Origin of the sequence: Streptomyces sp. NPDC005494, assembly GCF_042872025.1 — a bacterium.
Taxonomy (GTDB): Bacteria; Actinomycetota; Actinomycetes; order Streptomycetales; family Streptomycetaceae; genus Streptomyces.
In genome coordinates, this window is the sequence record NZ_JBIAJR010000010.1 from 254,213 (window position 1) to 279,292 (window position 25,080).

Annotated in this window: 19 protein-coding genes; 11 read left to right on the plus strand and 8 right to left on the minus strand. The window is 71.7% G+C overall.

Annotation, left to right across the window (positions count from 1 at the left end):
- Positions 1 to 5: 5 nt before the first annotated feature.
- A complete protein-coding gene (locus ACFYQ6_RS27585) occupies positions 6 to 527 on the minus strand; it encodes a YwqJ-related putative deaminase (protein WP_388765450.1) in 522 nt (173 codons plus the stop codon).
- A gap of 238 nt (positions 528 to 765) precedes the next feature.
- Here ACFYQ6_RS27585 and ACFYQ6_RS27590 point away from each other — a divergent pair, with 238 nt between their 5' ends.
- The 3 genes from ACFYQ6_RS27590 (at position 766) to ACFYQ6_RS27600 (ending at position 5,369) form a co-directional block, all read left to right on the plus strand.
- Entirely contained in the window at positions 766 to 1,743 is a 978-nt protein-coding gene (locus tag ACFYQ6_RS27590; protein WP_388765556.1) for an SMI1/KNR4 family protein, read from the plus strand.
- A 5-nt stretch (positions 1,744 to 1,748) separates the two neighbouring features.
- Positions 1,749 to 4,283: an SUKH-4 family immunity protein gene (locus tag ACFYQ6_RS27595; protein ID WP_388765558.1), complete on the plus strand. Its 2,535-nt coding sequence runs from the start codon at positions 1,749 to 1,751 to the stop codon at positions 4,281 to 4,283.
- A 189-nt stretch (positions 4,284 to 4,472) separates the two neighbouring features.
- Entirely contained in the window at positions 4,473 to 5,369 is an 897-nt protein-coding gene (locus ACFYQ6_RS27600) for a cellulose-binding protein (protein ID WP_361575225.1), read from the plus strand.
- A gap of 174 nt (positions 5,370 to 5,543) precedes the next feature.
- On the opposite strand, the gene ACFYQ6_RS27605 is transcribed toward ACFYQ6_RS27600, so the two are convergent.
- Positions 5,544 to 6,989: an NCS2 family permease gene (locus ACFYQ6_RS27605; RefSeq protein WP_361575223.1), complete on the minus strand. Its 1,446-nt coding sequence runs from the start codon at positions 6,987 to 6,989 to the stop codon at positions 5,544 to 5,546.
- A gap of 331 nt (positions 6,990 to 7,320) precedes the next feature.
- Here ACFYQ6_RS27605 and ACFYQ6_RS27610 point away from each other — a divergent pair, with 331 nt between their 5' ends.
- Positions 7,321 to 7,935, plus strand: a complete 615-nt coding sequence (locus ACFYQ6_RS27610) for a helix-turn-helix transcriptional regulator (RefSeq protein WP_361575220.1) — start codon at positions 7,321 to 7,323, stop codon at positions 7,933 to 7,935.
- 25 nt (positions 7,936 to 7,960) lie between these two features.
- Here ACFYQ6_RS27610 and ACFYQ6_RS27615 read toward each other — a convergent pair whose 3' ends face one another.
- Positions 7,961 to 9,577, minus strand: coding sequence for an MFS transporter (locus ACFYQ6_RS27615; protein ID WP_361575217.1), 1,617 nt, complete (start codon positions 9,575 to 9,577; stop codon positions 7,961 to 7,963).
- 339 nt (positions 9,578 to 9,916) lie between these two features.
- Here ACFYQ6_RS27615 and ACFYQ6_RS27620 point away from each other — a divergent pair, with 339 nt between their 5' ends.
- The gene (locus ACFYQ6_RS27620; protein ID WP_361575214.1) at positions 9,917 to 10,705 is read left to right on the plus strand and encodes an ABC transporter ATP-binding protein; all 789 of its coding nucleotides are present in this window, start codon (positions 9,917 to 9,919) and stop codon (positions 10,703 to 10,705) included.
- Complete coding sequence (locus ACFYQ6_RS27625) at positions 10,702 to 13,284, plus strand: FtsX-like permease family protein (protein WP_361575211.1); 2,583 nt, start codon at positions 10,702 to 10,704, stop codon at positions 13,282 to 13,284. The genes ACFYQ6_RS27620 and ACFYQ6_RS27625 overlap by 4 nt, the downstream gene beginning before the upstream one ends.
- 83 nt (positions 13,285 to 13,367) lie before the next feature.
- On the opposite strand, the gene ACFYQ6_RS27630 is transcribed toward ACFYQ6_RS27625, so the two are convergent.
- Together ACFYQ6_RS27630 and ACFYQ6_RS27635 are read right to left on the minus strand one after the other, a co-directional pair.
- Positions 13,368 to 13,742, minus strand: a complete 375-nt coding sequence (locus tag ACFYQ6_RS27630; RefSeq protein WP_388765453.1) for a type II toxin-antitoxin system VapC family toxin — start codon at positions 13,740 to 13,742, stop codon at positions 13,368 to 13,370.
- Positions 13,742 to 13,984: a type II toxin-antitoxin system prevent-host-death family antitoxin gene (locus ACFYQ6_RS27635; RefSeq protein ID WP_361575205.1), complete on the minus strand. Its 243-nt coding sequence runs from the start codon at positions 13,982 to 13,984 to the stop codon at positions 13,742 to 13,744. The genes ACFYQ6_RS27630 and ACFYQ6_RS27635 overlap by 1 nt, the downstream gene beginning before the upstream one ends.
- A gap of 181 nt (positions 13,985 to 14,165) precedes the next feature.
- Here ACFYQ6_RS27635 and mfd point away from each other — a divergent pair, with 181 nt between their 5' ends.
- Positions 14,166 to 17,696: a transcription-repair coupling factor gene (gene mfd, locus ACFYQ6_RS27640; protein ID WP_361575202.1), complete on the plus strand. Its 3,531-nt coding sequence runs from the start codon at positions 14,166 to 14,168 to the stop codon at positions 17,694 to 17,696.
- Here the strand turns inward: mfd and ACFYQ6_RS27645 are convergent.
- Positions 17,674 to 18,279, minus strand: coding sequence for a TetR/AcrR family transcriptional regulator (locus tag ACFYQ6_RS27645; RefSeq protein WP_361575199.1), 606 nt, complete (start codon positions 18,277 to 18,279; stop codon positions 17,674 to 17,676). The genes mfd and ACFYQ6_RS27645 overlap by 23 nt on opposite strands.
- A 102-nt stretch (positions 18,280 to 18,381) precedes the next feature.
- On the opposite strand from ACFYQ6_RS27645, the gene ACFYQ6_RS27650 reads away from it, so the two are divergent.
- The gene (locus tag ACFYQ6_RS27650) at positions 18,382 to 19,248 is read left to right on the plus strand and encodes a hypothetical protein (protein WP_388765455.1); all 867 of its coding nucleotides are present in this window, start codon (positions 18,382 to 18,384) and stop codon (positions 19,246 to 19,248) included.
- A gap of 262 nt (positions 19,249 to 19,510) precedes the next feature.
- On the opposite strand, the gene ACFYQ6_RS27655 is transcribed toward ACFYQ6_RS27650, so the two are convergent.
- Complete coding sequence (locus ACFYQ6_RS27655; protein WP_356742526.1) at positions 19,511 to 20,242, minus strand: HNH endonuclease family protein; 732 nt, start codon at positions 20,240 to 20,242, stop codon at positions 19,511 to 19,513.
- Between the two features lie 176 nt (positions 20,243 to 20,418).
- On the opposite strand from ACFYQ6_RS27655, the gene ACFYQ6_RS27660 reads away from it, so the two are divergent.
- On the plus strand, positions 20,419 to 20,745 hold the full coding sequence (locus ACFYQ6_RS27660; RefSeq protein ID WP_361575776.1) for a hypothetical protein: 327 nt from the start codon (positions 20,419 to 20,421) through the stop codon (positions 20,743 to 20,745).
- 120 nt (positions 20,746 to 20,865) lie between these two features.
- On the plus strand, positions 20,866 to 21,618 hold the full coding sequence (locus tag ACFYQ6_RS27665; protein ID WP_388765457.1) for an N-acetyltransferase: 753 nt from the start codon (positions 20,866 to 20,868) through the stop codon (positions 21,616 to 21,618).
- A gap of 196 nt (positions 21,619 to 21,814) precedes the next feature.
- Here the strand turns inward: ACFYQ6_RS27665 and ACFYQ6_RS27670 are convergent, their stop codons facing one another.
- Positions 21,815 to 22,627 carry a DUF4190 domain-containing protein gene (locus ACFYQ6_RS27670; RefSeq protein ID WP_361575190.1) on the minus strand — a complete coding sequence of 271 codons (813 nt, stop codon included), beginning with the start codon at positions 22,625 to 22,627 and terminating at the stop codon, positions 21,815 to 21,817.
- Positions 22,628 to 22,841: 214 nt separating this feature from the next.
- Here ACFYQ6_RS27670 and ACFYQ6_RS27675 point away from each other — a divergent pair, with 214 nt between their 5' ends.
- On the plus strand, positions 22,842 to 24,950 hold the full coding sequence (locus ACFYQ6_RS27675; RefSeq protein ID WP_388765459.1) for an N-6 DNA methylase: 2,109 nt from the start codon (positions 22,842 to 22,844) through the stop codon (positions 24,948 to 24,950).
- Positions 24,951 to 25,080: the final 130 nt, after the last annotated feature.

A 25,080-nucleotide genomic window follows, 5' to 3' on the forward strand; every position in this document is an offset into this window, starting at 1 on the left:
TGTGCTCAGCCCTTCTCGGCTGTGGTCGCCGTACCGGTGGTGAGGTCGACGGGGCGTACGCCGAAGTGGGCGAGCATCTCCGTGCAGGAGCGGCAGGGGGGCGCGTAGCTGCCGTGGAGGGGGTCGCCGTCCTCGCGGATGCGGCGGGCGGTGAGGCGGGCGTGCTTGAGGGCGCGGCGGGCTTCACCGTTGGTGAGGGGCTTGCGCTGGGCGCGTTTGGAGCGGCTCGCGTCGGCCGCGATGAGCTGGCGTGACAGGAGTATGGCTTCGGGGCAGCGTCCGGTGAAGCGTTCGCGCTGGTTGCTGGTGAGGGTGTCGAGGAAGTCCTGTACGAGGGGGTGGAGGACGGGCGGCTGGTCGCCTTTGCCCGCGGTGCAGGTGAGTGTCTCTCCGCGTACGGACAGGGCTGCGGCCACGGCGGGCAGGATGCCGTCGCGGCGGTGGTGGAGCTGGGGTGGGCGGTTGGGCTCGGTGGTGCTCCAACTGAGTCGAGGATCTCCGGATGTGACTGGCTGTGCTGTGTGCATGGCGCTGGTGTCCCTCCCTGCAATCCCCCGAGTTGCGGGGGACAGCCTGCCAAATATGCAGGGTGGTCGGGAAGCTGGGTGGGTGAAACGGGGGCGCGTGTCGCGGTGGGGTGGCCTGGTTGTCGCGCGTCCGTCACGCGCCGGTGACGTTCGGTGAGTGGTGGTGCGGGGGCGGGGGGCCTTGTTGCGTCACCGCATAGGCTGTGCGGAACACCAGACGCAGCAGGGGGCAACCGCCATGACGACAGGTCGGCTCGGGCAGCAAGCCGCGCCACCGAACGCGGCCTATGCCGGGCAGGTCGTGCATTTCCCGGATCCCGTCCGGGCGTCCCGCCACCCCAGGGGTGTGCATGTGGACGGCAACGGCTTTCCGGTGCTTTCGCCGTACGCGCGTGCCGCCGCGGAGATCGCCGATCCTCCTCCGGGTTTCGGGATCGACGAGCTGCGGCTGACGGACTACGTGTCGGCGAACGCGGCGCTGGCGGCGAGTGGTCATGAGCTGTGGGACACGATTCCCGCGGTGGCGACCCCGCACGGCTGGACGTGGCATCACGTGGCGGGTGGCCGGCGGATGGAGCTGGTTCCGGTCGAGGTGAAGGCGCTGCTGCGTCATCACGGTGGTCTGGCGACGACGCCGGTGGATCAGCACCGCCGGGGGACGCGTCCGTTGCAGGAGACGCGTCCGGCTCATTTCCGGCTGCCGAAGGGCGCTGTGGCGGTGGGCGAGGAGCAGATTCTCGGGGTCGAGGAGGATCTGGGGTACCGGCTTCCCGGTGCGTACCGGTCGTTCCTGAAGGCTGCGGGTGGTTCGGCTCCGGTGGGTGCCGCGCTGGACGCCGAGCTGGGTCTGCTGGTGGATCAGCCGTTCTTCACGGTGCGTGAGGAAGCGGCGATGAACGACCTGGTGTACGTCAACAAGTGTCTGCGTGATCACTTCACGAAGGATTACCTGGGTGTGGCTTTTGTCCAGGGCGGGATCCTGGCGGTGAAGGTGCGGGGTGCCGACGTGGGGTCGGTGTGGTTCTGCGCGTACGACGACGCGCGGGATCAGGACGGCTGGGGTGTGCAGGAGCGGGTGGACCGGCTCCTGCTGCCGTGCGGTGAGGACTTCGATGCTTTCCTCCAGCGGCTCGCGGGTAATCCGCCGGAGCTGGAGACGGTGGCGAACCTGATGGTGGACGGTGGCTTCGCGCGGGCCGTCCCGGTGGAGGGGTGAGCGCGGTGGTGACGTTCGCGCAGGCGCAGGAGCGTGCGGATGAGTGGGTCAACGGTGGTGTGCCCGCGTATCAGCACCGTGAGGTCCGGGTCCGTGAGTTCGAGCTGGGTTTCGTGGTGTGGGCGGAGGACCGTGCCGAGGGCCCGGTTTCGGACGGTGGCCGTCAGCGGCTGGTGATCGCCCGTGACAGCGGTGAGGCCACGTTGTGGCCGGGGCTGCCGGTGGGTGAGGTGATACGGCGGTACGAGGAGGAGTACGGGGCGCCTGCGGATGCGGCGCCCGCTCCGGAGCCGCCGCAGCGTATCGATCTGAATCAGACGTCGTTCCTGCTGAGTCCGCCGGAGTGGCTTCAGGAGGCGGCGGACAAGCTGGGTATTCCGGACCGTCGTGCGGCGTCGGAGGAGTCGTCCTCCGACGACGCCGGTCCTGCTCCGGCTCCGTCCGCTCCGTCCGCTGCTCCTGTTCCCTCCGCGCCGTCTGTTCCCGCGCCGGCTGCTGTGGACGACTGGCCTGCCGCTGCTCCCGCTCGTGCGGACGACTGGCCGGCTGCCGGCGGGCAGACGGATCATGAGCCGACGGCGTCGGACGGGGTGCCTGCCGGGGGGACTCCCTGGGCGGGTACGGACACGAACGCGGGCGTGGACGAGGGCAGTGTGCCTCTTCCGGCGACGGTCTTCGCTCCGCCGCTCTCGGGTTCGGACGACGACGGGGCGCCGCCGCCGGTGGTCTCGGCGGAGGCTCCGACGGCGCTGATGTCGGGCGGGAGCCAGCTGCCGCCGACGGCGCTGGTTCCCGGGCTCGACCCGCATGCGCCGCCGCCCGGGCCTCGCGGTCCCGGGCCGGCTGCTCCCGCAGCGCCGGCCGGCCCCGGTGGGGGCGACATCGCGGACGCGGCGACGAGCAAGGCCGCCGTGTCGCCGAGGGGTGGCCGGGGGACGGGTCCGACGACTCCGCCGCCGCCCGGTGCGCCGGGTACGCCTGGGGTGCGTCCGGGTGCGACCCCGCCGCCTTCGGGCCCGGGTGGGCCGGGTGCGCCGGCCGGTGGGTACGTGCCGACGCAGATGGTCTCGCAGCTCGGCCCTCCGGGTGCTCCGGGTGTCCCCGGCCCTCCTGGTGCTCCGGGTGCGACGCCGCCTCCGGGTGTGCCGCAGCCGCCTGCTCCTCCGGGACCTCCTGGTTCCACGCCGCCTCCGGGTGGTGGGATGCACCAGGCGGCGACGATGTTCGCCGATGCGAGCATCGGCGGTCCGAACGCGCCGCGTCCTCCGGGCCCGCCCGGTCCTCCTGGTGCTCCGGGTGCTCCTGGGGCGACGCCGCCCCCGCCCGGCTCCACGCCGCCTCCCGGCCCACCCGGTCCGCCCGGTCCTCCTGGTCCGCCCGGACCTCCTCCGGGTGCGACGCCGCCTCCGGCCGGTGGGGTGCACCACGCGGCCACGATGCTCGCGGGCCCTGGGCAGATGGGGCCGGGGGCCATGCCGCCTCCCGGTCCTCCGGGTCCTCCCGGTGTGCCGGGGCCGCACACTCCGCCGCCTCCCGGTGCGTACGGGTATCCGCAGCAGCCGCAGGGGCAGCCGACGGTCGGTCCGGGGTACCAGGCCGTGCTGCGCTTCCGTGCGGCCGACGGCAGTGAGCAGCAGCTGATCCGGCGTTCGGCGCCGGGTACGCCGCATCCGGAGTGGCAGATGCTGCACGAGCTGCGTGCGATGAACGTGCCGCCGCAGCAGGTGATCGAGCTGCACACGGAGCTGGAGTCGTGTGAGCTGCCCGGTGGTTACTGTGCGCGGATGATCCGGGAGACCTGGCCGCAGGTCCGGATCACGAGTGTGGCTCCGTACGGCACCGATCACGCGAGCCGGCAGCAGGGCATGCAGCATCTGCTGACGCATCAGGGTGAGCTGCACCAGGTGGCGGACGGTCCGGCGCGGCCGGCTCCGGTGCGGGCGCCGTTGCCGCAGATGCCGCCTGCGATGGCGGTGCCTCCGGAGGCGCTGGCGGAGGAGCTGCACGGGGCTTTCGGTCCGGGTGTGCTGCGGTTCGACCAGCGGGCGGTGTCCCGTCAGGGTGTGCCGGAGGTCGTGGCGCAGACGTTGGTGTGGGCGGGGCTGCCGGCTGATTTCGGGCCGTTCTTCTGGGCGCAGCCGGGTCATCCGGTGGTGCCGACGCTGGCGGAGCTGGCGGCGCAGCGGCAGGTGCAGCCGGCGTCGGACGCGGGTTCGTATCTGGTGATGGGTTCGGACTTCGGCCGGGCGATCTGTGTGCAGTACGGGACGGCGAACATCGTTGCCGTGCCGGTGGAGGCGGGTCCGGGTGGCCAGCCGGTGCCGCCGCAGTTCGTGAACACGGGTCTGCCGGAGTTCGTGCGGTCGATGGCGTTGCTGGGCCGGATGTGGCGGCTGCGGTTCGGGCTGAATCCTGAGCAGGCGGGTCGCTGGACGGTCGATTTCCAGGCGCAGCTGGTGGCGATCGATCCGGCGGCGCTGGCGTCGCCGGAGAGCTGGTGGTCGGTTCTGCTGGAGCAGATGTGGGACGGTCTGCTCTGATCCGGCCGGGTGTGTGCGAGAGGCGTCCGTTCCCTGTGGGGGCGGGCGCCTTTTGTGTGGGCTGCTGTGATGCGGAACGCTTCCGTCCTGAAAGCGGCTGATCGATTCCGACTTCCGTGCCAATTACCGCATCCTTGACGTAATGCGTCAGGGTCGGGGTGTCGGAGAGCGGGAAAGAGGGCTTCAGGGATGAGTGGTGGACCGGTGTCCGGGCTCGGCTTCGTCGGTGTGCGGGGGCGTGGGTATCGCCCTGAGCAGGTGGACCGGGTGGTGGCCGGGCTGTCCGCCGAGCGGGACGAGGCTCTGGAGCGGCTGTCGCGGCTGACGGACCTGGCCGGTGAGCTGGCTGTGGAGTCGGCGCGGCTGGGTGAGGTGGTGGCTTCTCTCGCGCCGCAGACGTATCAGTCGCTGGGGGAGCGGGCGCGGCAGATCCTGGCTCTGGCGGAGGCCGAGGCGGAGTCGGTGCGGGGGGCGGCGCTGGAGGAGGGGCAGGCGCTGCGGGACGCGGCGGACGTGGCGGGCCGGGAGCTGCGTGAGGCGGCGCGTGAGGACGCGGGGGCGGTGCGGGCGGCTGCGGATGCCCGTGCGGAGGAGTTGCTGGCCGAGGCGCGGGACGCGGCCGGTGCTCTGCTGGAGGAGGCGCGTGCGGAGGCTGCAGGGCTGCGGGGGGCGGCGGAGGCGGAGATGGCGCAGACGCGTCGCCGTACGGCGGGTGTGCTGGCGCAGCAGGAGCAGGAGCACGGTGAGCGGGGCAAGGCCGCGGAGGCTGAGTTCGCCGCGGCTCAGGCGGCCGTGGCGGAGCGTGAGGCGGAGCTGACGGCCCGGGGTGAGGCGTTGCTCGCGCAGGCGCGGCGGGAGCTCGCGGAGGCGGAGGAGGCGGCCCGGCACGGCCAGGAGGACGCGGAGGCGCGGGCGGCGGAGCTGCTGGCGGGGGCGAGGGTGGCGGAGGAGCGGGTGGTGCGGGAGACGGAGCGGATCCTGCGGGAGCACGAGGAGGGCCGCGAGGAGGTGCAGGCGCACATGGCGCACGTGCGTCATTCGCTGGCGGCGCTGACGGGGCGTGCGGCTGTGGGGCCGGCGGAGTAGTGCGCGCCTGACGCGGCGGTCTGCCGGGCGGGCTGTGGCCGGGGGTGACCGGTGGGGGCGGGCGGTCCCGGCCGGTTCCCGTGGGCGGCCGGCCGGGGCCTCATGGAGGCGGGCCCCCGGGGGACGGCGCGGTGCGCGTACCTCCGGGGGCCCGTTTCGTGCTGGTCGGCCGGGTTACTTCAGGCCGAGGATCTGTTCCAGCGGGTCGATGGCGAAGTAGACGAGGAAGAGCACCGCGGTGCCCCAGAGCAGCCAGTGGACCTCGCGGGCCTTGCCCAGGCAGGCCTTGATGACCACGTAGGCGATGAAGCCGGCGCCGATGCCGTTGGTGATGGAGTAGGTGAACGGCATGACGACGATGGTGAGGAATGCGGGGACCGCGAGTTCGTAGCGGTCCCAGTCGATGTGCTTGACCTGCGTCATCATCAGGAATCCGACCGCGACGAGCGCGGGGGACGCGGCCTGCATCGGCACGATGGTCAGGATCGGGGTGAAGAAGAGGGCCAGGGCGAACAGGCCACCGGTGACGAGGTTGGCGAAGCCGGTGCGTGCGCCCTCACCGACGCCCGCGGCGGACTCGATGTAGGTGGTGGCGGACGAGGAGGAGGCGGCGCCGCCGGCCACGGCCGCCGCGCCGTCGATGAGCAGGACACGGCCCAGGCCGGGGACCTGGCCCCGTTCGTCGAGGAGTCCGGCTTCGGCGGTGACGCCGACGACGGTGCCCATGGTGTCGAAGAAGTCCGACAGGATGAGGGTGAAGATCAGCAGGACGACGGTGAGGACGCTGATCTGGCCGAAGGAGCCGAGCAGGTCGAACTGGCCGAGCAGCCCGAAGTCGGGGGCGGCGACGGGCTTGTCGGGCAGGGTGGGGGCGGTCAGGCCCCAGGACGTGACCGTGGCGAGCTGGTTGACGACGATGGAGAGCACGGTCATCAGGACGATGCTGATGAGGATGGCGCCCTTGACCTTGCGGGCGAGGAGGACGACCGTCAGGATCACGCCGAGGCAGAACACGAACATGGGCCAGCCGGTGAGTGCGCCGGTGCCGAGCTGCACGGGCACGGTGGTGTTCGCGGCGTCCGGGATGCGGGTGACGAAGCCGGCGTCGACGAAGCCGATGAAGGCGATGAACAGGCCGATGCCGACGCTGATGGCTTGCTTGAGTGCCTGCGGGATGGCGGTCATGATCGCCTCGCGCAGACCGGTCATGACCAGTACGCAGATCAGCAGGCCCTCGAGCACGATGAGGCCCATCGCGTCGTCCCAGGCCATCAGGGGGGCCACCTGGTAGGCCACGACGGCGTTGATGCCCAGTCCGGCGGCCAGGGCGAGCGGCAGGTTACCGCCCACGCCCATGATCAGGGTCATCACCGCGGCCACCAGGGCGGTGGCGGTGACCAGCTGGACGGGGTCCAGCTGCTCGCCGAACTTGTCCTTCGCGCCACCGAGGATGATGGGGTTGAGCACGAGGATGTACGCCATGGTGAAGAAGGTGGCGAAGCCACCGCGTACTTCCCGGCCATAGGTCGATCCGCGCTCGGTGATGCGGAAGAACCGGTCGAGAGCACCACCTGATCTGTTCGGTGGTATGTCCGCGGCCGGGCTGGTGCTGGGGTGCATGACGGTTTCTCCTGGGCCTGCGATCGATGGAAATCAGGGAACCGCCACTGCCCGACAGGCGGCAGGCAGTTGTGCGAACACACATGCGGCGGCTTGCGAGCGGATCATATGTGCACCGGGGCTGTCCGCAAGTCCCTTGCGGTTGCAGGAAGTTGCCGTGGGAGCAGTTCTGTCGGTTCCTACGGAATCGGCGGTGATCTATCCCTCCAAACCGCCATGCAGGCGACAGCGCCCATGGATTTTCGCGTCACGCTCCCCTTACGTTCTGTGCGTGCACCCTCCACTCCCCTTCAATGCGCGTGCTGCCCGAGCCCTGCGTGAAAAGCTCGGGATGGCACACGGTCACGTCGCCTACGGCATGCGGGCCTCCTTCGGGATGACCCACGTCGGTCCCGAGCACGTCGAGGCCTGGGAGCGCGGCTCGGCGATGCCCGATCCGAACGAACTCGCGGCGCTCGCGGGGGCGTTGTGGTGTCACCCGCGCGAACTCATGGGCCGCCCGCGCACGTTGCGCGAGCACCGCATCGCGCAGGGGATCGCGCCCGAGGACGTCGCCCGGGGCACGGGTCTGTCCCTGGACGCCTACCTCCGTATGGAGGAGGCAGGTCAGTGGTCGGGGGACAGCCGGCAGTCGGCGAAGCTCGGCAGTGTGCTCAGGCTCCCTCCGCGTGACTTCGTCGCCGTCACCGGGCTCGAGGGCGAGCTCGCCCGGCTGCTCACCGAGGCCGTCACCACCCGGTGGCAGGCGCACGCCCGCGCCATCGCCAAGCTCCTGTCCGTGGACCGCAAGGAACTGCACAAGCCGCTGGACAGCATGTACCAGGAGTACCAGGCGCTCATGGCGGCCACGCTCAGCCGGGCCGGTGGCACCACCGCCTCCGGCGAGGACGGACGGCGTTACCTGGAGGAGATCGTCGACCACTTCTGGGCACGCATCCCCGAGTAGCCGTGCCAGGCCGGGAAGGGGCGGCTCAGCCCTGGGAGGCCGGGGCGGTGTCCTCGTGCTCGTCCAGCACCGGGAAGCGGCGCGGGGCGACGAACACCACGACCAGCAGGGCCAGTCCGGCCGCCACGCCCGCGCCGACGAAGACGTGGTCGACGGCGGTGTCGACGGCGCGTCGCAGGTAGTCGGTCGCCTCCGCCGTCAGCCCTCCTGGTTCCTCCAGGGCGTGGGACATGCCGTCGAGGTCACCGGGGAGGCCGGTGACGGGGGCGTCAGCCAGCCGTGAGGCGAGCGTGGCGTTGGCCACCGCCCCGAAGAGCGCCGCCCCCAGGCTCTGGCCGACCTGGCGGCAGAACAGCACGGACGCCGTCGTCGTGCCCCGCTCCGTCCAGCCGACCGTCGACTGGACGCCGACGATCAGCGGGAGCTGGAAGAGGCCGAGCGTCGCGCCGAGCAGCAGCATGAGCAGGGCGGGCTGCCAGGCGGCGCCGGGGTAGGGCAGCAGGGGGAAGCAGAGCAGGACCAGCAGGGTGCCGGACATGCCGGTCATCGCCGTGCGGCGGAAGCCGATGCGGTTGTAGACGCGGTCGGAGAGGGCCGCGGCGACCGGCCAGCTCAGGGTCATCACCGAGAGGACGAAACCGGCGGCGATCGGGCCCAGCCCGAGGACGGACTGGGCGTAGGTCGGCAGGAAGACGGTCGGGGCGACCATGAGCAGCCCCATCGCGCCGAGGGCGAGGTTGACCGAGGCGATGGTGCGGCGCCGCCAGACCCAGCCGGGGATGACCGGTTCGGCGGCGCGGCGCTCGATGACGACGGTCAGCGCGGCCGTCGCGGCGCTCGCCCCCAGCAGTCCGAGCGAGGGGGCCGAGAGCCACGGCCAGGCGACGCCGCCCTGGACGAGCGCGGTCAGCAGGAGCGCGCCGGTGGCGAAGATCGCGAGGGCGCCCGCCCAGTCGACTCGGGGGCGGACGGCGGGGCGTGGCCGGGCCGGCTCGTGGAGGTGACGGACCACCAGCCAGAGGGCGACGGCGCCGACCGGCAGGTTGATCAGGAAGATCCAGCGCCAGTCGGCGTACGCGGCGAGCAGTCCGCCCACCGCGGGGCCCGCCACGGCCGATGTGGCCCAGACGGTGGAGAGTTTGGCCTGGATCTTCGGGCGTTCCCGCAGCGGGTACAGGTCGGCGGCGATGGTCTGCACCGTGCCCTGGAGCGCGCCGCCGCCCAGGCCCTGCACGACGCGGAAGGCGATGAGGGCGGCCATGTTCCAGGCGGCGGCGCACAGCACGGAACCGGCCAGGAAGAGGATGATGCCGGCGACCAGGACGGGCTTGCGGCCGAAGGTGTCGGAGAGCTTTCCGTACACCGGGAGCGTGACGGTCACGGCGAGCAGGTAGCCGGAGAACAGCCAGGAGAAGACGGCGAAACCGCCGAGGTCGCCGACGATCTGGGGTACGGCCGTGGCGACGATGGTCCCGTCGATGGCGGCGAGGCCCATGCCGAGCATGAGGGCCGCGGCGACGGGCCGGCGTCCCCGTGCGGTGTCCTGCGCCGCCTCGGGGGTGGCCGCCCCGTGCACCGCTCCCGTGCTGTCCGTGCCGCCGGTCCGGTCCTTGCTGCCCACAGAGGTCCCTTCCCTATGCATCTATTTTCTGGAGGCCACTGTCTCACCGCCGGTGGATCCGCGGGAGTCGTAGGCCGAAAGCGTGGGTCCCCTACTCAGGTCTCGTCCTGGGGGCCCGGACCCCTAGGGGGAGCTACGTAGTTGTGTCCAGGGGCCGTTCCTCCCGGCGGAGGACGAGAGAGGGGGGCTCTGTTCCTTAACGTGTTCCTACATCGCTGATGTGGCCCGCCGCAGGGGGAGGGGTGGGGAAAACCCCACATGAAGACTGCGCCGGGCACCAGCGCGCCGGACCCCCTTCACGATTCAGACTCGGAACGTACCCAGAGACGTCCGCGCATCGACCGACATAGGAGACTTACCGTGACAACGGCTGTGACCATTCCCAGGCACGGGGACACTGGAGGGCGTACGGCCGTCGCCGCGCGAGCTCGGCAGGTCGTCAAGGCGTACGGCGCGGGGGAGACCCGGGTCGTGGCGCTCGACCACGTCGATGTGGACATCGCCCGCGGGCAGTTCACGGCGATCATGGGCCCCTCCGGGTCCGGCAAGTCGACGCTGATGCACTGCCTGGCCGGCCTGGACACCGTGACCTCGGGGCAGATCCACCTCGCCGACACCGAGATCACCGGGCTCAAGGACAAGAAGCTCACGCAGCTGCGCCGGGACCGCATCGGTTTCATCTTCCAGGCGTTCAACCTGCTTCCCACGCTGAACGCGCTCGAGAACATCACGCTGCCGATGGACATCGCGGGCCGTAAGCCCGACGCCGGCTGGCTGCGGCAGGTCGTGGAGACCGTCGGCCTCTCCGAGCGCCTCAAGCACCGGCCCACCCAGCTCTCCGGCGGTCAGCAGCAGCGCGTCGCGGTGGCCCGGGCGCTCGCCGCCCGCCCCGAGATCATCTTCGGTGACGAGCCGACCGGGAACCTGGACTCCCGTGCCGGCGCCGAGGTGCTGTCCTTCCTGCGGAAGTCGGTCGACGAGCTCGGCCAGACCATCGTCATGGTCACCCACGACCCGGTGGCCGCCTCCTACGCGGACCGGGTGCTCTACCTCGCCGACGGCTCCATCGTCGACGAGATGCAGAACCCGACGGCCGAGCAGGTGCTGGACCGGATGAAGGACTTCGACGCGCGCGGGCGGACCTCATGACCGTGTGGAAGACCTCGATGCGCAACTTCCTCGCGCACAAGGGGCGGATGGCGCTCTCCGCCGTCGCGGTCCTGCTGTCGGTGGCGTTCGTCTGCGGCACGCTCGTCTTCACCGACACGATGAACACCACCTTCGACAAGCTCTTCGCGGCGACCTCCGCCGACGTGACGGTCAGCCCGAAGGCGGCGGCCGGCGCCGACGACGTCCCGGAGAACGGCAAGCCCGAGGCGCTCCCCGCCTCCGTCGTGGCCGAGGTGGCCGGCGCCGACGGCGTGAAGAGAGCCGAGGGCGCGGTCACGAGCATGGCCGTCACCCTCGTCGACAGCCACAACAAGAACCTCGGGTCCGACACCGGTGCCCCGACGATCGCGGGCAACTGGACCGAGAACGACCTGCGGTCGATGGAGATCACCTCCGGTCACGCCCCGCGCGGTCCCACCGAGGCCATGATCGACGCCGACACCGCACGGAAGCACCACCTGAAGCTCGGCGACGAGGTGCGCACCATCGCCGTCACCGGTGACATCAGGGCCACGGTCAGCGGTATCGCCTCGTTCACCGTGACCAACCCCGGCGCGGCCGTCGTCTACCTCGACACCGCCACCGCGCAGCAGAAGCTGCTGGGTGCCCCCGGCGTGTTCACTCACATCTCGGTCACGGCCGAACCCGGTGTCGGCGACACCGAGTTGAAGCGGAACGTCGCCACGGCCCTGGGCGGCTCGGGCGCGTACAAGCTCCAGACCCAGAAGGAGGCCGCGGCGGCCGGCAAGGACTCGATGGGCTCCTTCCTGGACGTCATGAAGTACGCCATGCTCGGCTTCGCCGGGATCGCGTTCCTCGTCGGCATCTTCCTGATCGTCAACACCTTCTCGATGCTGGTCGCCCAGCGCACCCGCGAGATCGGCCTGATGCGGGCCATCGGGTCCAGCCGCAAGCAGGTCAACCGTTCCGTGCTGGTCGAGGCGGTGCTCCTGGGCATCGTCGGGTCGGTCCTGGGCGTCGGGGCCGGCATCGGGCTCGCCGTCGGGCTGATGAAGCTGATGGGCGCGATGGGCATGGAGCTGTCCACGAAGGACCTCACCATCGCCTGGACGACACCGGTGACCGGGCTGGCGCTCGGCATCGTCGTCACGGTCCTCGCCGCGTACGTCCCGGCCCGGCGGGCCGGGAAGGTCTCGCCGATGGCCGCCCTGCGCGACGCCGGTACCCCGGCGGACACCCGGTCCGGCTGGGTACGGGCCGCACTCGGCCTGGTCCTCACCGGCGCCGGAGCGGCCGCGCTGTGGGCGACGGCCCAGGTGGACGAGGCGAGCGAGGGTTCGCTCTACCTCGGCCTGGGCGTGGTCCTCACCCTCGTCGGCTTCATCGTGATCGGTCCGCTGCTGGCGGGCGTCGTGGTCCGGGCGCTGGGCGCGGTCGTCCTGCGGCTGTTCGGCCCGGTGGGCCGGCTGGCCGAGCGCAACGCGCTGCGCAACCCGCGGCGTACGGGAGCGACCGGCGCGGCCCTGATGATCGGCCTGGCGCTGGTGGCCTGTCTGTCGGTCGTCGGCTCGTCCATGGTCGCCTCGGCCACCGACGAGCTCGACAAGTCGGTCGGCACCGACTTCATCGTCCAGTCGAACACCGGTCAGCTCATCGTGCCGCAGGCCGCCGAAGCCATCGAGAAGGTGCCGGGCATCGAGTACGTCACGGACTACAAGGTGCTGGCGGCGAAGTTCACCAATCCCGACGGCTCCACCGCCGACGAGCACGTGACCGCGGCGGATCCGACGTACCCGCGGGACCTGCGGCGCACGACCGTCTCCGGTGACCTGGCGAAGGCCTACGGCGCGAACGCCATGTCCGTGGGGTCCGACTACGCCACGCTGCACAAGATCGAGGTCGGTGACGAGATCACCGTCGACTTCAAGGCCGGCGACACCGCGAAGCTGAAGGTCGCCGCGATCACGTCGGACGACACCAACGTGGACCAGGGGGCGATGTACACCAACGTCACCACCGCCGAGCGTTACGTCGACGCCGACAGCATGCCCAAGAACATGATCATGTTCGCCTCGGCGGAGGACGGCAAGGAGAAGGAGGCCTACGCGGCACTCAAGAGCTCGCTCGCCGCGTACCCGCAGTACAAGGTGCAGAACCAGGCCGACTTCAAGGAGGACCTGAAGGACCAGATCGGCCAGCTGCTGAACATCGTGTACGGCCTGCTCGCCCTCGCGATCATCGTCGCGGTGCTCGGTGTGGTGAACACCCTGGCCCTGTCGGTCGTCGAGCGGACCCGCGAGATCGGCCTGATGCGGGCGATCGGCCTCTCCCGCCGCCAGCTGCGCAGGATGATCCGGCTGGAGTCCGTGGTCATCGCCCTGTTCGGCGCGCTGCTCGGACTCGGCCTGGGCATGGGCTGGGGCACCTCCGCCCAGAAGCTGCTGGCGCTGGAAGGGCTCGGGGTCCTGGAGATCCCGTGGCCGACGATTCTCACGGTCTTCGTCGCCTCGGCCTTCGTCGGACTGTTCGCCGCCCTGGTCCCGGCCTTCCGGGCGGGCCGCATGAACGTCCTGAACGCGATCGCCACCGACGGGTGACGGCGGCGGACGTAGGATGACTGAACCGGCCCCGGGGCGTTCCTCCAAACGCCCCGGGGCCGGTTCGCGTCCGGCTTCCGTCCTCAGGCGTGCATGACCGGCACGCCGTACTGGGGGATCCACTTGTCGCGGGTGACGATCGTCAGCCCCTCCGTCTGGGCCTGGGCGACGAGGATGCGGTCGAACGGGTCGCGGTGGAGCGGGGGGAGGCGGCCGGCCTTGACGCCGTGCCCTGCGGTGATGGCGAGGCTGGTCAGCTGGCAGTCGCGGACCCGCTCGGCCAGATCATCGGGCCCTGCCAGCTTTCCGGCTGACTGCTTGATGGCGATTTCCCACGGGGTCGCGGCACTGAGATAGACGGCGGGCTCCGTGTCGATGAGGTCCTTCAGCTCGTCAGAGAGCTCTGAGGAGTCGTCGAGCCACCACAGGGCGACATGGGTGTCGAGCAGAAGGCGCATCAGCGCATCCCGAAGGCGTCGGCGATGTCGTCCGGGAGCTCGTCGAAGTCGTCGGGGATGTGGACCTGTCCTCGGAGAGACCCACGACCGGTCCGGCGTACCTTCGGGTGCAGGGGCACGACCTTCGCGATGGGCTCCCCTGCCCGGCTGATCACGACTTCCTCGCCGGTCTCGACCTGCTGCAGTATGCGCGAGAAGTGGGTCTTGGCCTCGTGCACGTTGTACTGCCGGGCTGCTGCCATGACGCCTCGCTCGGGCCAGAAGTGGACTAGATGCCGGACTAAGGCTAGCCCCGCTGCCGCCGACCGGACAACGGCGTTCCCTCGCGCGGGTGACACACCGGCGTCGTACGCTGGAGGCCCCGGCCCGTCCCACGTGTCGGGCCCTTCGCGTTGCTCACTCGCCACACCGGACGGAACCTTCATGAGCCTGCACGGTCTGCTGGACGTCGTCGTCACCGACCCGGCGCTCTCCGAAGCGGTGAAGGCCGCGACCGACGGCCACCGGCCCCAGGTCGACCTGGTCGGCCCGCCCGCCGCGCGCCCCTTCGCCGTGGCCGCGCTGGCCCGCGAGGCCGGGCGCACGGTGCTGGCCGTCACCGCGACCGGCCGCGAGGCCGAGGACCTGGCGGCGGCGCTGCGGACCCTGCTGCCCCCGGACACCGTGGCGGAGTTCCCCTCCTGGGAGACCCTGCCCCACGAGCGGCTCTCGCCCCGCTCGGACACCGTGGGCCGTCGTCTCGCCGTGCTGCGCAGGCTCGCGCACCCCCGGCCGGACGACCCGGAGACCGGGCCGGTGAAGGTGGTCGTCGCACCGGTCCGCTCGGTGCTCCAGCCGCAGGTCAAGGGCCTCGGCGACCTGGAGCCCGTGGCGCTGAGCAGTGGGCAGACCGCTGACCTGGGCGGGGTCGTGGACGCGCTCGCGGCAGCGGCGTACGCCCGGGTGGAGCTGGTCGAGAAGCGCGGCGAGTTCGCGGTGCGCGGCGGGATCCTGGACGTGTTCCCGCCGACCGAGGAGCACCCCCTGCGGGTGGAGTTCTGGGGCGACGACGTCGAGGAGATCCGGTACTTCAAGATCGCCGACCAGCGCTCGCTGGAGGTCGCCGAACACGGACTGTGGGCCCCGCCCTGCCGTGAGCTGTTGCTCACCGAGGACGTACGAGGCCGGGCGGCGGCGCTGGCCGAGGAGCACCCGGAGCTGGGTGAGCTGCTGGGGAAGATCGCGGAGGGCATCGCCGTCGAGGGCATGGAGTCCCTCGCCCCGGTCCTCGTCGACGAGATGGAGCTGCTGCTCGACGTCCTGCCGAAGGGCTCGATGGCGGTGGTCTGCGACCCCGAGCGGGTGCGGACCCGGGCGGCGGACCTGGTCGCGACGAGCCAGGAGTTCCTCCAGGCGTCCTGGGCGGCCACCGCGGGCGGCGGCGAGGCGCCGATCGACGTCGGCGCGGCCTCGCTGTGGGGCATCGCCGACGTCCGGGACCGGGCGCGTGAGCTGGGCATGCTGTGGTGGTCGGTCTCGCCGTTCGCCGCGGACGACGAGCTGGACGACGACACCCTGAAGCTCGGGATGCACGCCCCGGAGGCGTACCGGGGCGACACCGCCCGCGCGCTGGCGGACACCAAGGGGTGGCTGGCCGAGGGCTGGCGCACGGTGTACGTCACCGAGGGGCAGGGGCCCGCCTCGCGTACGGTCGAGGTACTCGGCGGCGAGGGCATCGCGGCCCGGCTCGACCCTGACCTCGGCGAGATCACACCGTCGCTCGTCCACGTCTCGTGCGGCGCCGTCGACCACGGCTTCGTCGACCCGGGCCTGAAGCTCGCCGTGCTGACGGAGACGGACCTGACGGGCCAGCGCACGGCCAGCAAGGACCTGGGCCGGATGCCGGCCCGCCGCCGTAAGTCCATCGACCCGCTGACCCTCCAGGCGGGCGACTTCATCGTCCACGAGCAGCACGGTGTCGGCCGCTACATCGAGATGGTCCAGCGCACCGTGCAGGGCGCGACGCGCGAGTACCTCCTCGTCGAGTACGCCCCCGCCAAGCGCGGCCAGCCCGGCGACCGCCTCTACATCCCGACCGACCAGCTGGAGCAGGTCACCAAGTACGTCGGTGGCGAGGCCCCGACCCTGCACCGGCTGGGCGGCGCCGACTGGACGAAGACGAAGCAGCGCGCCAAGAAGGCGGTCAAGGAGATCGCCGCCGACCTGATCAAGCTGTACTCGGCGCGGATGGCGGCCCCGGGGCATGCCTTCGGCCCGGACACCCCGTGGCAGCGTGAGCTGGAGGACGCCTTCCCGTACGCGGAGACGCCCGACCAGCTGTCCACGATCGCCGAGGTCAAGGAGGACATGGAGAAGTCCGTCCCGATGGACCGGCTGATCTGCGGCGACGTCGGTTACGGCAAGACGGAGATCGCGGTGCGGGCCGCGTTCAAGGCGGTCCAGGACGGCAAGCAGGTCGCGGTGCTCGTGCCGACGACGCTCCTGGTGCAGCAGCACTACGGCACGTTCACCGAGCGGTACGCCCAGTTCCCCGTCAACGTGCGGGCGCTGAGCCGCTTCCAGTCGGACACCGAGTCGAAAGCGACGCTGGAGGGGCTCAAGGACGGGTCCGTGGACCTGGTCATCGGCACGCACCGGCTGTTCTCGTCGGAGACGAAGTTCAAGGACCTGGGTCTCGTCATCGTCGACGAGGAGCAGCGCTTCGGCGTCGAGCACAAGGAGCAGCTGAAGAAGCTCCGGGCCAACGTGGACGTGCTCACCATGTCGGCGACCCCCATCCCCCGTACGCTCGAGATGGCCGTCACGGGCATCCGCGAGATGTCGACGATCACGACGCCCCCGGAGGAGCGCCACCCCGTCCTCACGTTCGTCGGGCCGTACGAGGAGAAGCAGATCGGCGCGGCGGTGCGGCGTGAACTCCTGCGTGAGGGCCAGGTGTTCTACATCCACAACCGGGTCGAGTCGATCGACCGGGCGGCGGCGCGGCTGCGCGAGATCGTGCCCGAGGCGCGGATCGCGACGGCGCACGGGCAGATGGGGGAGAGCCAGCTGGAGCAGGTCGTCGTCGACTTCTGGGAGAAGCGGTTCGACGTCCTGGTCTCCACGACGATCGTCGAGTCCGGCATCGACATCTCCAACGCCAACACGCTGATCGTGGAGCGCGGCGACAACTTCGGTCTCTCCCAGCTGCACCAGCTGCGCGGCCGTGTCGGCCGTGGCCGGGACCGGGGCTACTCCTACTTCCTGTATCCGCCGGAGAAGCCGCTGACGGAGACCGCGCACGAGAGGCTGGCGACGATCGCCCAGCACACCGAGATGGGCGCGGGCATGTACGTGGCGATGAAGGACCTGGAGATCCGTGGCGCCGGAAACCTGCTCGGGGGCGAGCAGTCCGGCCATATCGCGGGGGTCGGCTTCGACCTGTACATCCGGATGGTCGGCGAGGCGGTGGCGGACTACCGGGCGGCCGTGGACGGCGGGGTCGAGGAGGAGCCGCCGCTCGAGGTCAAGATCGAGCTCCCGGTCGACGCGCACGTCCCGCACGACTACGCCCCGGGGGAGCGGCTGCGCCTCCAGGCGTACCGCGCCATCGCCTCCGCGAATTCGGAGGAGGACATCCGGGCGGTGCGCGAGGAGCTCACCGACCGCTACGGCAAGCTGCCGGAGCCGGTGGAGAACCTGCTGCTGGTGGCGGGGCTGCGGATGCTCGCCCGGGCCTGCGGGGTGGGCGAGATCGTGCTCCAGGGCCCGAACATCCGGTTCGCTCCGGTGGAGCTGCGGGAGTCGCAGGAGCTGCGGCTGAAGCGGCTGCACCCGAAGACGATCTTCAAGCCGGCCGCACACCAGATCCTGGTGCCCCGGCCGACGGCGGGGCGCATCGGCGGCAAACCGGTGGTCGGCCGTGAACTCCTGTCGTGGACCGGGGAGTTCCTCACGACGATTCTGGGGTCGTAGGGCCGTCGAGGGCGGCGGGTCGGCCGCTGAAGAGGAACCCGGTCAGGTGATGGAACACCTCTCCGGGGTCTCGGCCGCCGACCGGTTCGTCCAGGTTGCCGCTGAGCAGCAGCGTCGCGAAGCCGTGGGCCAGGGACCACGCGGCGATGCCGGCGAGGCGGGCGTCGTCGCCGTGGGCGTTGTGCGGGAGTTCGCTGATCCCGGCGCGCAGTTCCTCGGTGGCGCGGGACTTGGCGGCGAGCAGGGCGGGGTCGTCGGTGCGGAGGAGCTCCGGGCGGAACATCACCTGGAAGTGCGCGGGGTGGGCGGAGGCGAACCGGACGTAGGCGACGCCTCGCTCCCGTAGGCCCGGTGCCTCCGCCAGGGCGGCGGCGAAGAGTGTGTAGCCCTCGGCGGCGACCGCCGTGAGCAGGCCGGTGCGGTCCTTGAAGTGGTGGGCCGGTGCCGCGTGCGAGACGCCCGCCCGCCTGGCCAGGTCGCGCAGGGACAGGGCGTCGGGGCCGTCGGCCTCGATGACGTCGAGGGCGGCGGTGAGGACGGCCCGCCGCAGGTCGCCGTGGTGATAGGTGCGCTCACTGGTCATGGGACGTACGGTACGCGGAATCTAGGCATTGACAAGTTTGCGGAGCGGGCCCACGCTGGAGATCTAGTCACTGACAAGATGTGGTCGAGCGGGAGGTTGGACATGTCCGACGATCTGGGTTCCGTGCGCCGGATGTGGCACCTGCTGGAGCCGCTGCACGCCGTCGTCTACTACGCGCCGGAGGCGTTCGAGGAGGCCGGCGCGCTCGGCTACGCCACGGACGAGCGGTGGCCGAGCTACTTCGCGTGGCGTGCCGCCCCGCTCGGTGCGGCGGGGGCGGAGCAGGTGACCGCCACCTTCCACAGTTTCAGCCCCGCGATGATCGGGGCCCACGTCCCCGCGGGCTGGTCGGTGGCCGCCCCGGACGCGGTGCTCGCGGCGCGGAGCCGGGCGGTGGACCGGGCCTACCGGGCGCTGTTCGGTGACCGGGTCGAGGGGCCGGAGCTCGCCGAGGCCGCCGCGCTCGTGCGGCGTGCGGCACAGGCCGCGGACGTGACAGGGCGCCCGCTCGCCGCTGCCAACGCCGCGCTGCCGTGGCCCGACGCACCGCACCTGACGCTCTGGCAGGCGTCGACGGTCCTGCGGGAGCACCGGGGTGACGGCCACGTCGCGGCGCTGATCGCGGCGGGCCTGGATCCGGTGGAGTCGCTGGTCTCCTTCGCGGCCATCGGCGCCGCACGACCGGAGGTGTTCGCGAGCCGGGGGTGGAGCGCGCAGGAGTGGGAGGCGGCCCGTGGCCGGCTGGCCGGGCGAGGGCTGCTGGAGGCGGACGGTACGGCGACGGACGCGGGGCGTGAGCTGCGCGCGGAGGTCGAACGGCGTACGGACGAGGCCGCGTCGGGTCCCTGGGGGGCGCTCGGTACCGAGGAGCGGGAGAGACTGGCCGAGCTTCTCGGGCCGCTGTGGATCGAGGTGATCGGCTCGGGACTGCTGCCGTCCGAGAACACGCTGGGCATCGGAAAGGTCTGAGGGGCCGGGCGGCCCGTCAGTCGCGGCGCGGGCCGGTGTCGCATCGGCCGGGCCGTGTCAGCCGGCGGGCCGCCTCAGCCGTCGTGCTGCCCGGCGCCGCGCCGTGCCAGCCCGCCGCCGCGCTGCCCGATGTCGCGTCAGCCGGGCCGTGTCAGCCGGCGGGCCGCCTCAGCCGCCGCGCTGCCCGGCACCGGGCCGTGTCAGCCGCTGCCGCGCTGTCCGGTGTCGCGTCAGTCGGCGCGCTGCCCGGCGCCACGCCGTGTCAGCCGCCGCACTGCGTCAGCATCGCCTGCTTGTCCGCGCTCGTCACGGCCAGTTCGTACTTCCGGGCGACCTGCGCGAACCGCACGGCGTAGGAGCAGCGGATCGCCTTGTCCGGTGGCAGCCAGGACGCCGGTCCGGAGTCGCCCTTGGCGCTGTTGGCGCGGCCCTCGACCGGCAGGAGGTTGAGCACGTCGTTCGCGAGTTGCTTGCGCTTGCTCTCGGGCCAGCGGGCCGCGCCCATCTGCCACGCGTACGACAGCGGCACCACGTGGTCTATCTGAACCTCCGAGGCGTCCGCCTTCTTCCAGGCGATGTCCTTGCCCGTGTAAGGGTCGTGGAGGGTCATCGAGACGATCACACAGTCGGATCCGGAGCGGAACTCGATCTTCTGGCCGTCGCGCTTGAGCAGGTCGTTGCGGGTGTCGCAGCCGTTCCTCGCAAGGGGGACGCCGTCCGCCGTGTCCATCCACGCGTAGCCGAACTTGTCTCGTTCGTAACCCGTTTTGGGGCCGCGTCCCTTGGTGGACAGCTCCTCGATGAGGTCGCGGCCCTTCGCCTCGTCCCCCTCGGAGGAGATCGCCGCCAGGCCCGGCTTCGTGCCGTCCGGGTCGTCCAGTGGGCTGGTCCCCTGCGCGCCGGAGGCCGCCGAGGAGACCCCGCCGCCGGGAAGACCGCTGCCGTCGGGGAGTCCGGTCCCGTCACACCCGGTCAGCAGCGCCCCGAGCGCCAGGGCGGCACAGCCGGCGGCCCGGCCTCGGGCGAGCCGGAGGGAGCGCCCTGCGGGGCGGCGGGACTGGGGCGTTGCGCGGAGACGGGTCACGAGGCATCAGGGTAGGCGCAGGGGGCGGGCGGCCGGGAGGGTGCCTCGGCACGCAGGGCGACGGTGCGCGTGTGAATACTGAGCCCATGGTGATGTGGCGGCTGACGGCCGTGGGCGTGAACTTGCTGCTCGGGGTGCCGGGCGTCGTTCCCGCGTGGCTGGTGTGGTACTTCCTGGCGAACGGTCCGCTCGCGGATGCGGGCTGGACCTCACGGGAGCCCACGGAGAACGACGGCATGACGCTCTGGCTGATCATCGTCGTACCGGTGGTCGCGGTGTTCTGGATCATCTGGTGGCTCGTCAACGAGCCGATGGGCCGCAGGGCGGCGATGGACCCGCGGCTGTACTGGCCGCTCTGCGTCTCGCTGAGCCTTCTGCCGACGGGTGCGCTCATCGTCGGCAGCTTTCTGTGAACCGGTGACGGTGCACGGAGTGCGCGCCTGTCCTCGCCTGTCCGGGGGTTGAACCCAGCACCCTTCCGGGCCATTCCGAATCCGGTTGGCGACGGGGCGCGGCCTGTCTACCGTGGCCGGATGGATGTAAAGATCACCACGCTCGCGGAGCGGCCCGAACTCGCCGGGGCGCTGGACGACATGCCCGACACCTGGCCCGCCTTCGTCCTGGAGGACCTGGTGGGCTGGGCGAACTTTCCCCGCATAGCCGTGGAGTTCCCCGAGTTCGTACTCGTCGCCACCGATGCCGACGGTGCCGTCGCTGCCAGGGGTTACAGCGTGCCGTTCGCCCTCGGGGCGCCCGGGCGCGGGGAGTTGCCCGAGGGCGGCTGGGACCAGGCGCTGCTGTGGGCCTTCTCCGACCTGCGGCACGGGCGTACCCCGGACACCGTGAGCGCGATCGAGATCACGGTCGCCGCGGGGCGGCTCGGCGAGGGCATCTCCGGGCAGATGGTGGCCGCGATGCGGGAGAACACGCGACGCCTCGGATTCGCGAACCTCGTGGCTCCGGTCAGGCCGAGCGCGAAGCACGCCGAGGCCTCCGTGCCGCTGGAGGAGTACGCCCGGCGCACGCGACCGGACGACGGGCTGCCCGTCGACCCCTGGCTGCGGGTGCATGTACGGGCGGGCGGTGTGATCGAGAGGGTCGCACCGGTCTCGATGACGGTGAGCGGGTCGCTGGAGCGCTGGCGGGCGTGGACCGGGCTGCCGTTCGACACGGAGGGGCCGGTGGAGGTCCCGGGAGCACTGGTTCCGGTGCTCTGCTCGCCCGCGCACGGATACGCGGTGTACGTCGAGCCGAACGTCTGGGTGCGGCACTCCACCCGCGGCTAGCGGGAACGGCACGGCTCCCGCCCGGGGGCGGGAGCCGAGCCGACAACGTTCCGGGGGCGGGAGCGGAGCCGACAACGTTCCGGGGGCGGGGGCCGAGCCGACAACGCTTCAGGGACGGGAGCCGAGCCGGTCACATCCGAAGGCGCCCCTCCGATGAGCGGTGGAGGGGCGTCTTCGGATGTGGCCCGCTGTCATGTCAGAGCTTCAGGTCCCACTGGTCGGCGTCCCAGTCGAAGCCGGGGGAGACCTCCACGGTCAGGTTCTCGGCGTCGGCCGGGGCGTCGAAGGCGTACTGGGCCGTGATCTTCTTGCCCGGCAGGACCGTGCCGCTGAAGCCTTCGCCGACCTTGCCGTCGAAGATCTGCTCGGCGTCCACACCGTCCTGTCCCGCGCGGGCGTCGACGGAGGCGAGCGTCGCGTCGAACTTCTCCTTGCCCTTGTTCTCGATGACGACCGAGACCGTGTAGGCCTTGTTGCCCTTGGTGTGCCCGATTGCGAACTCGTCGGCGGTGTAGGCGGTGGGGTCGCTGACGGTGACCTCCAGGCCGTCCTCGTAGACAGCCGTGTCTCCTGCTTCCAGGGTCTCGCCCACGCCCTTGGCGTCGTCCTTGGCCGCGTCGCCCCCGGACTCCGCCGGCTTCGCCGCCGCGCTGGCAGGGGCCGAATCGTTGATCTCGTCCACCACGTCGTCCACGGCCTTGAAGGTGAGGACGGCGCCGACCACCGACAGGATCAGCGCCACCAGGCCGAGCACCGCGCCGAACGTGGCCACACCCTTGTTGGTGGCCTCGCCCCGCTTGGCCCGCCCGCGCCCGGAGAGTCCCAGGATCAGGGCGATGACGCCGAGGATGCCCGCGAGCCAGAAGAACAGCGGGATGAGACCCGAGACCGTCCCGATGATGCCGAGGACCAGGGCGGCGATACCGAGGCCGTTACGGGCGGGACGCGCGCCGGGAGCCTGCGCCGGTGCGTACGGCTGCTGAGGCTGCGGCTGCGTGAACTGGGACATGGGTGTGCCCTCCGAGGAAGAACGGGAAGTGTGAGCGGTGCCGCACAACCCTGCGGTGTGCTGTGGGTCAATAAGAACAGTTGCTGTGAACCAAGTCAACACTGTTCACGGTCGCTTCGGTCCGTATCGGGTGTGAACCGATGAGTGGAACGCGATCGGTATGCTCATCCACACAGCAGGGGACACCGACGTGGGCGGAACGGGAGACAGGCCAGTGCCGGAGAACTCGACAGAGGTGACCGCCGCCGGAATCGCCCGGCTCGCGGGCGTCGGCCGCGCCGCCGTCAGCAACTGGCGCCGCAGGCACGCCGACTTCCCGAAGCCGGTCGGCGGCACCGAGGCCAGCCCTTCCTTCGCCCTGCCCGAGGTCGAGCAGTGGCTCCGCGACCAGGGCAAGCTCGCGGAGATCCCGCTGCGCGAGCGGGTCTGGCAGCAACTGGCGGGGCACCCGGGCGGGGCCGTCACCGCCCTCCTCCACGCGGGCTGCGCCCTTCTGCTCGTCCGGGACAGGCCCACCGCCTGGCTGGAGATCACCGCCGTATCGGACGCCCGGATGGCGGGGGTCCTGCCGGGTGCCCTGGACCACGTGCTCGCGGATCGCCTCGGAGCCGGGCGGGCCGTCCCCACGCCCGCCGAGTCGGAGCTGCTCCCGTCCGTGCCGCTGCTGCGCGCCGTCGCCGAACTCGCCGCTGAGACCGGGGCCCGGCAGGCCTTCGACTTCCTCTTCGGCCGGCAACTCGACGCCAACCCGCGTCAGTACACACTCACGCCTCCGGGTCTCGCCGAGCTGATGGCCGACCTCGCCCTGCCCGCACGGGACGCCGCAGGAGCGAGCGGCAGGCGCACCTCACGCACGGTGCTCGACCCGGCCGCCGGAACAGGCGCCCTTCTGCGTGCCGTCGGCCGTCCCACCGGGTTGTACGCCCAGGAGGCCGACCCCGACCTGGCGGCGCTCACCGCTCTCCGCCTCGCCCTGCACGCCCCGGGGGGCGGTGCCGAAGGGTCCGCACCGTCCGTACGGACCGGCGACACCCTGCGCACCGACGCCTTCCCCGGACTCACCGTGGACGCGGTGCTGTGCCACCCCCCGTTCAACGAGCGGAACTGGGGCCACGACGAGCTGGCCTACGACCCGCGCTGGGAGTACGGCTTCCCCGCCCGTACCGAGTCCGAACTGGCCTGGCTCCAGCACGCCCTCGCCCATCTCCGTGAAGGCGGCACGGCCGTGGTGCTGATGCCCCCGGCCGCCGCCTCGCGGCGCTCGGGCCGGCGCATCCGCGCCGACCTGCTCCGCCGCGGCGCGCTGCGCGCCGTGATCGCGCTCCCGGCCGGTGCCGCGCCGCCGTACGGCATCCCGCTCCACATCTGGGTGCTCCGCAAGCCCGGAGCCGAGCAGCCCCCGGCCCCCGAACTGCTCGTCGTCGACACGGCCGAGCCCGAGTCCGCGGGCACGACCTCCGGCCGTGACCGGCTGGACTGGCCCGCTCTGCGCGGGGCGGTGCTGGACGCCTGGACCGCCTTCGACGTGCCGGGACGCCGTGAGCCCGTCGAGGAGCGCCCGGGAACCAGCAGGGCGGTCCCCGTCATCGAACTGCTCGACGACGACGTGGACCTGGCCCCCGCCCGCCACCTGCCACCGCAGGCCGCAGGCGGCGGGGCGGCCGAGCTGGCGCGCGTACGGAAGCGGCTGGACGACACCCTGAAGCTGACCGCCCGGCTCACCCCGCCGCCCGCCGTCCCGGGCGAACCGGCCCGGCGGCCCTTCACCACCGTCGGTGAACTGGCCCGTGCGGGCGCCCTGCGCCTGCGTACGGGTTCCGGTGCGCCGGGCGGCGCCGCGCGGGTCCTCACCGAGCACGACGTCCTGGCCGGCACGGCCCCGAGCGGTACGGCCGCAGCGCCGACGACATCCACGGAGACCGAGCCGCTGCTCCTGGAGCCGGGCGACGTCGTCGTGCCGGTACTGGGCGGCGGCTCGGTGGCCAGGGTCGTCGACGAGGCCACCGCCGGAGCCGCGCTGGGCCGCAACCTCCAGCTGCTGCGCCCGGATCCGGCAGCCCTGGACCCCTGGTTCCTCGCCGGTTTCCTGCGGGCCACCGCCAACAACCGGCAGGCCAGCAGCTATGCCTCCACCGCGACCCGGCTGGACGCCCGCCGCCTCCAGGTGCCACGCCTGCCCCTCGCCGAACAGCAGCGTTACGGAGAGCAGTTCAGGGACCTCGCCGCCTTCGAGGACGCCCTGCGCACGGCCGGGAGGCTGGGCGGGCAGCTGGTGCAGGGGATGTACGACGGGCTCACGGAGGGCACGGTCGCCCCCGGGTGAGGTGAGCGGGGAGGCGCCGGGTGACGTCGGCCGGGAGGCGCGGGACGAGGTGAACCGTGACGGGAACCACAACGGTTGTGCACAACCCGGGACCGGTTGTCCGTGTCGGTGTATACGCTCACTGCACACG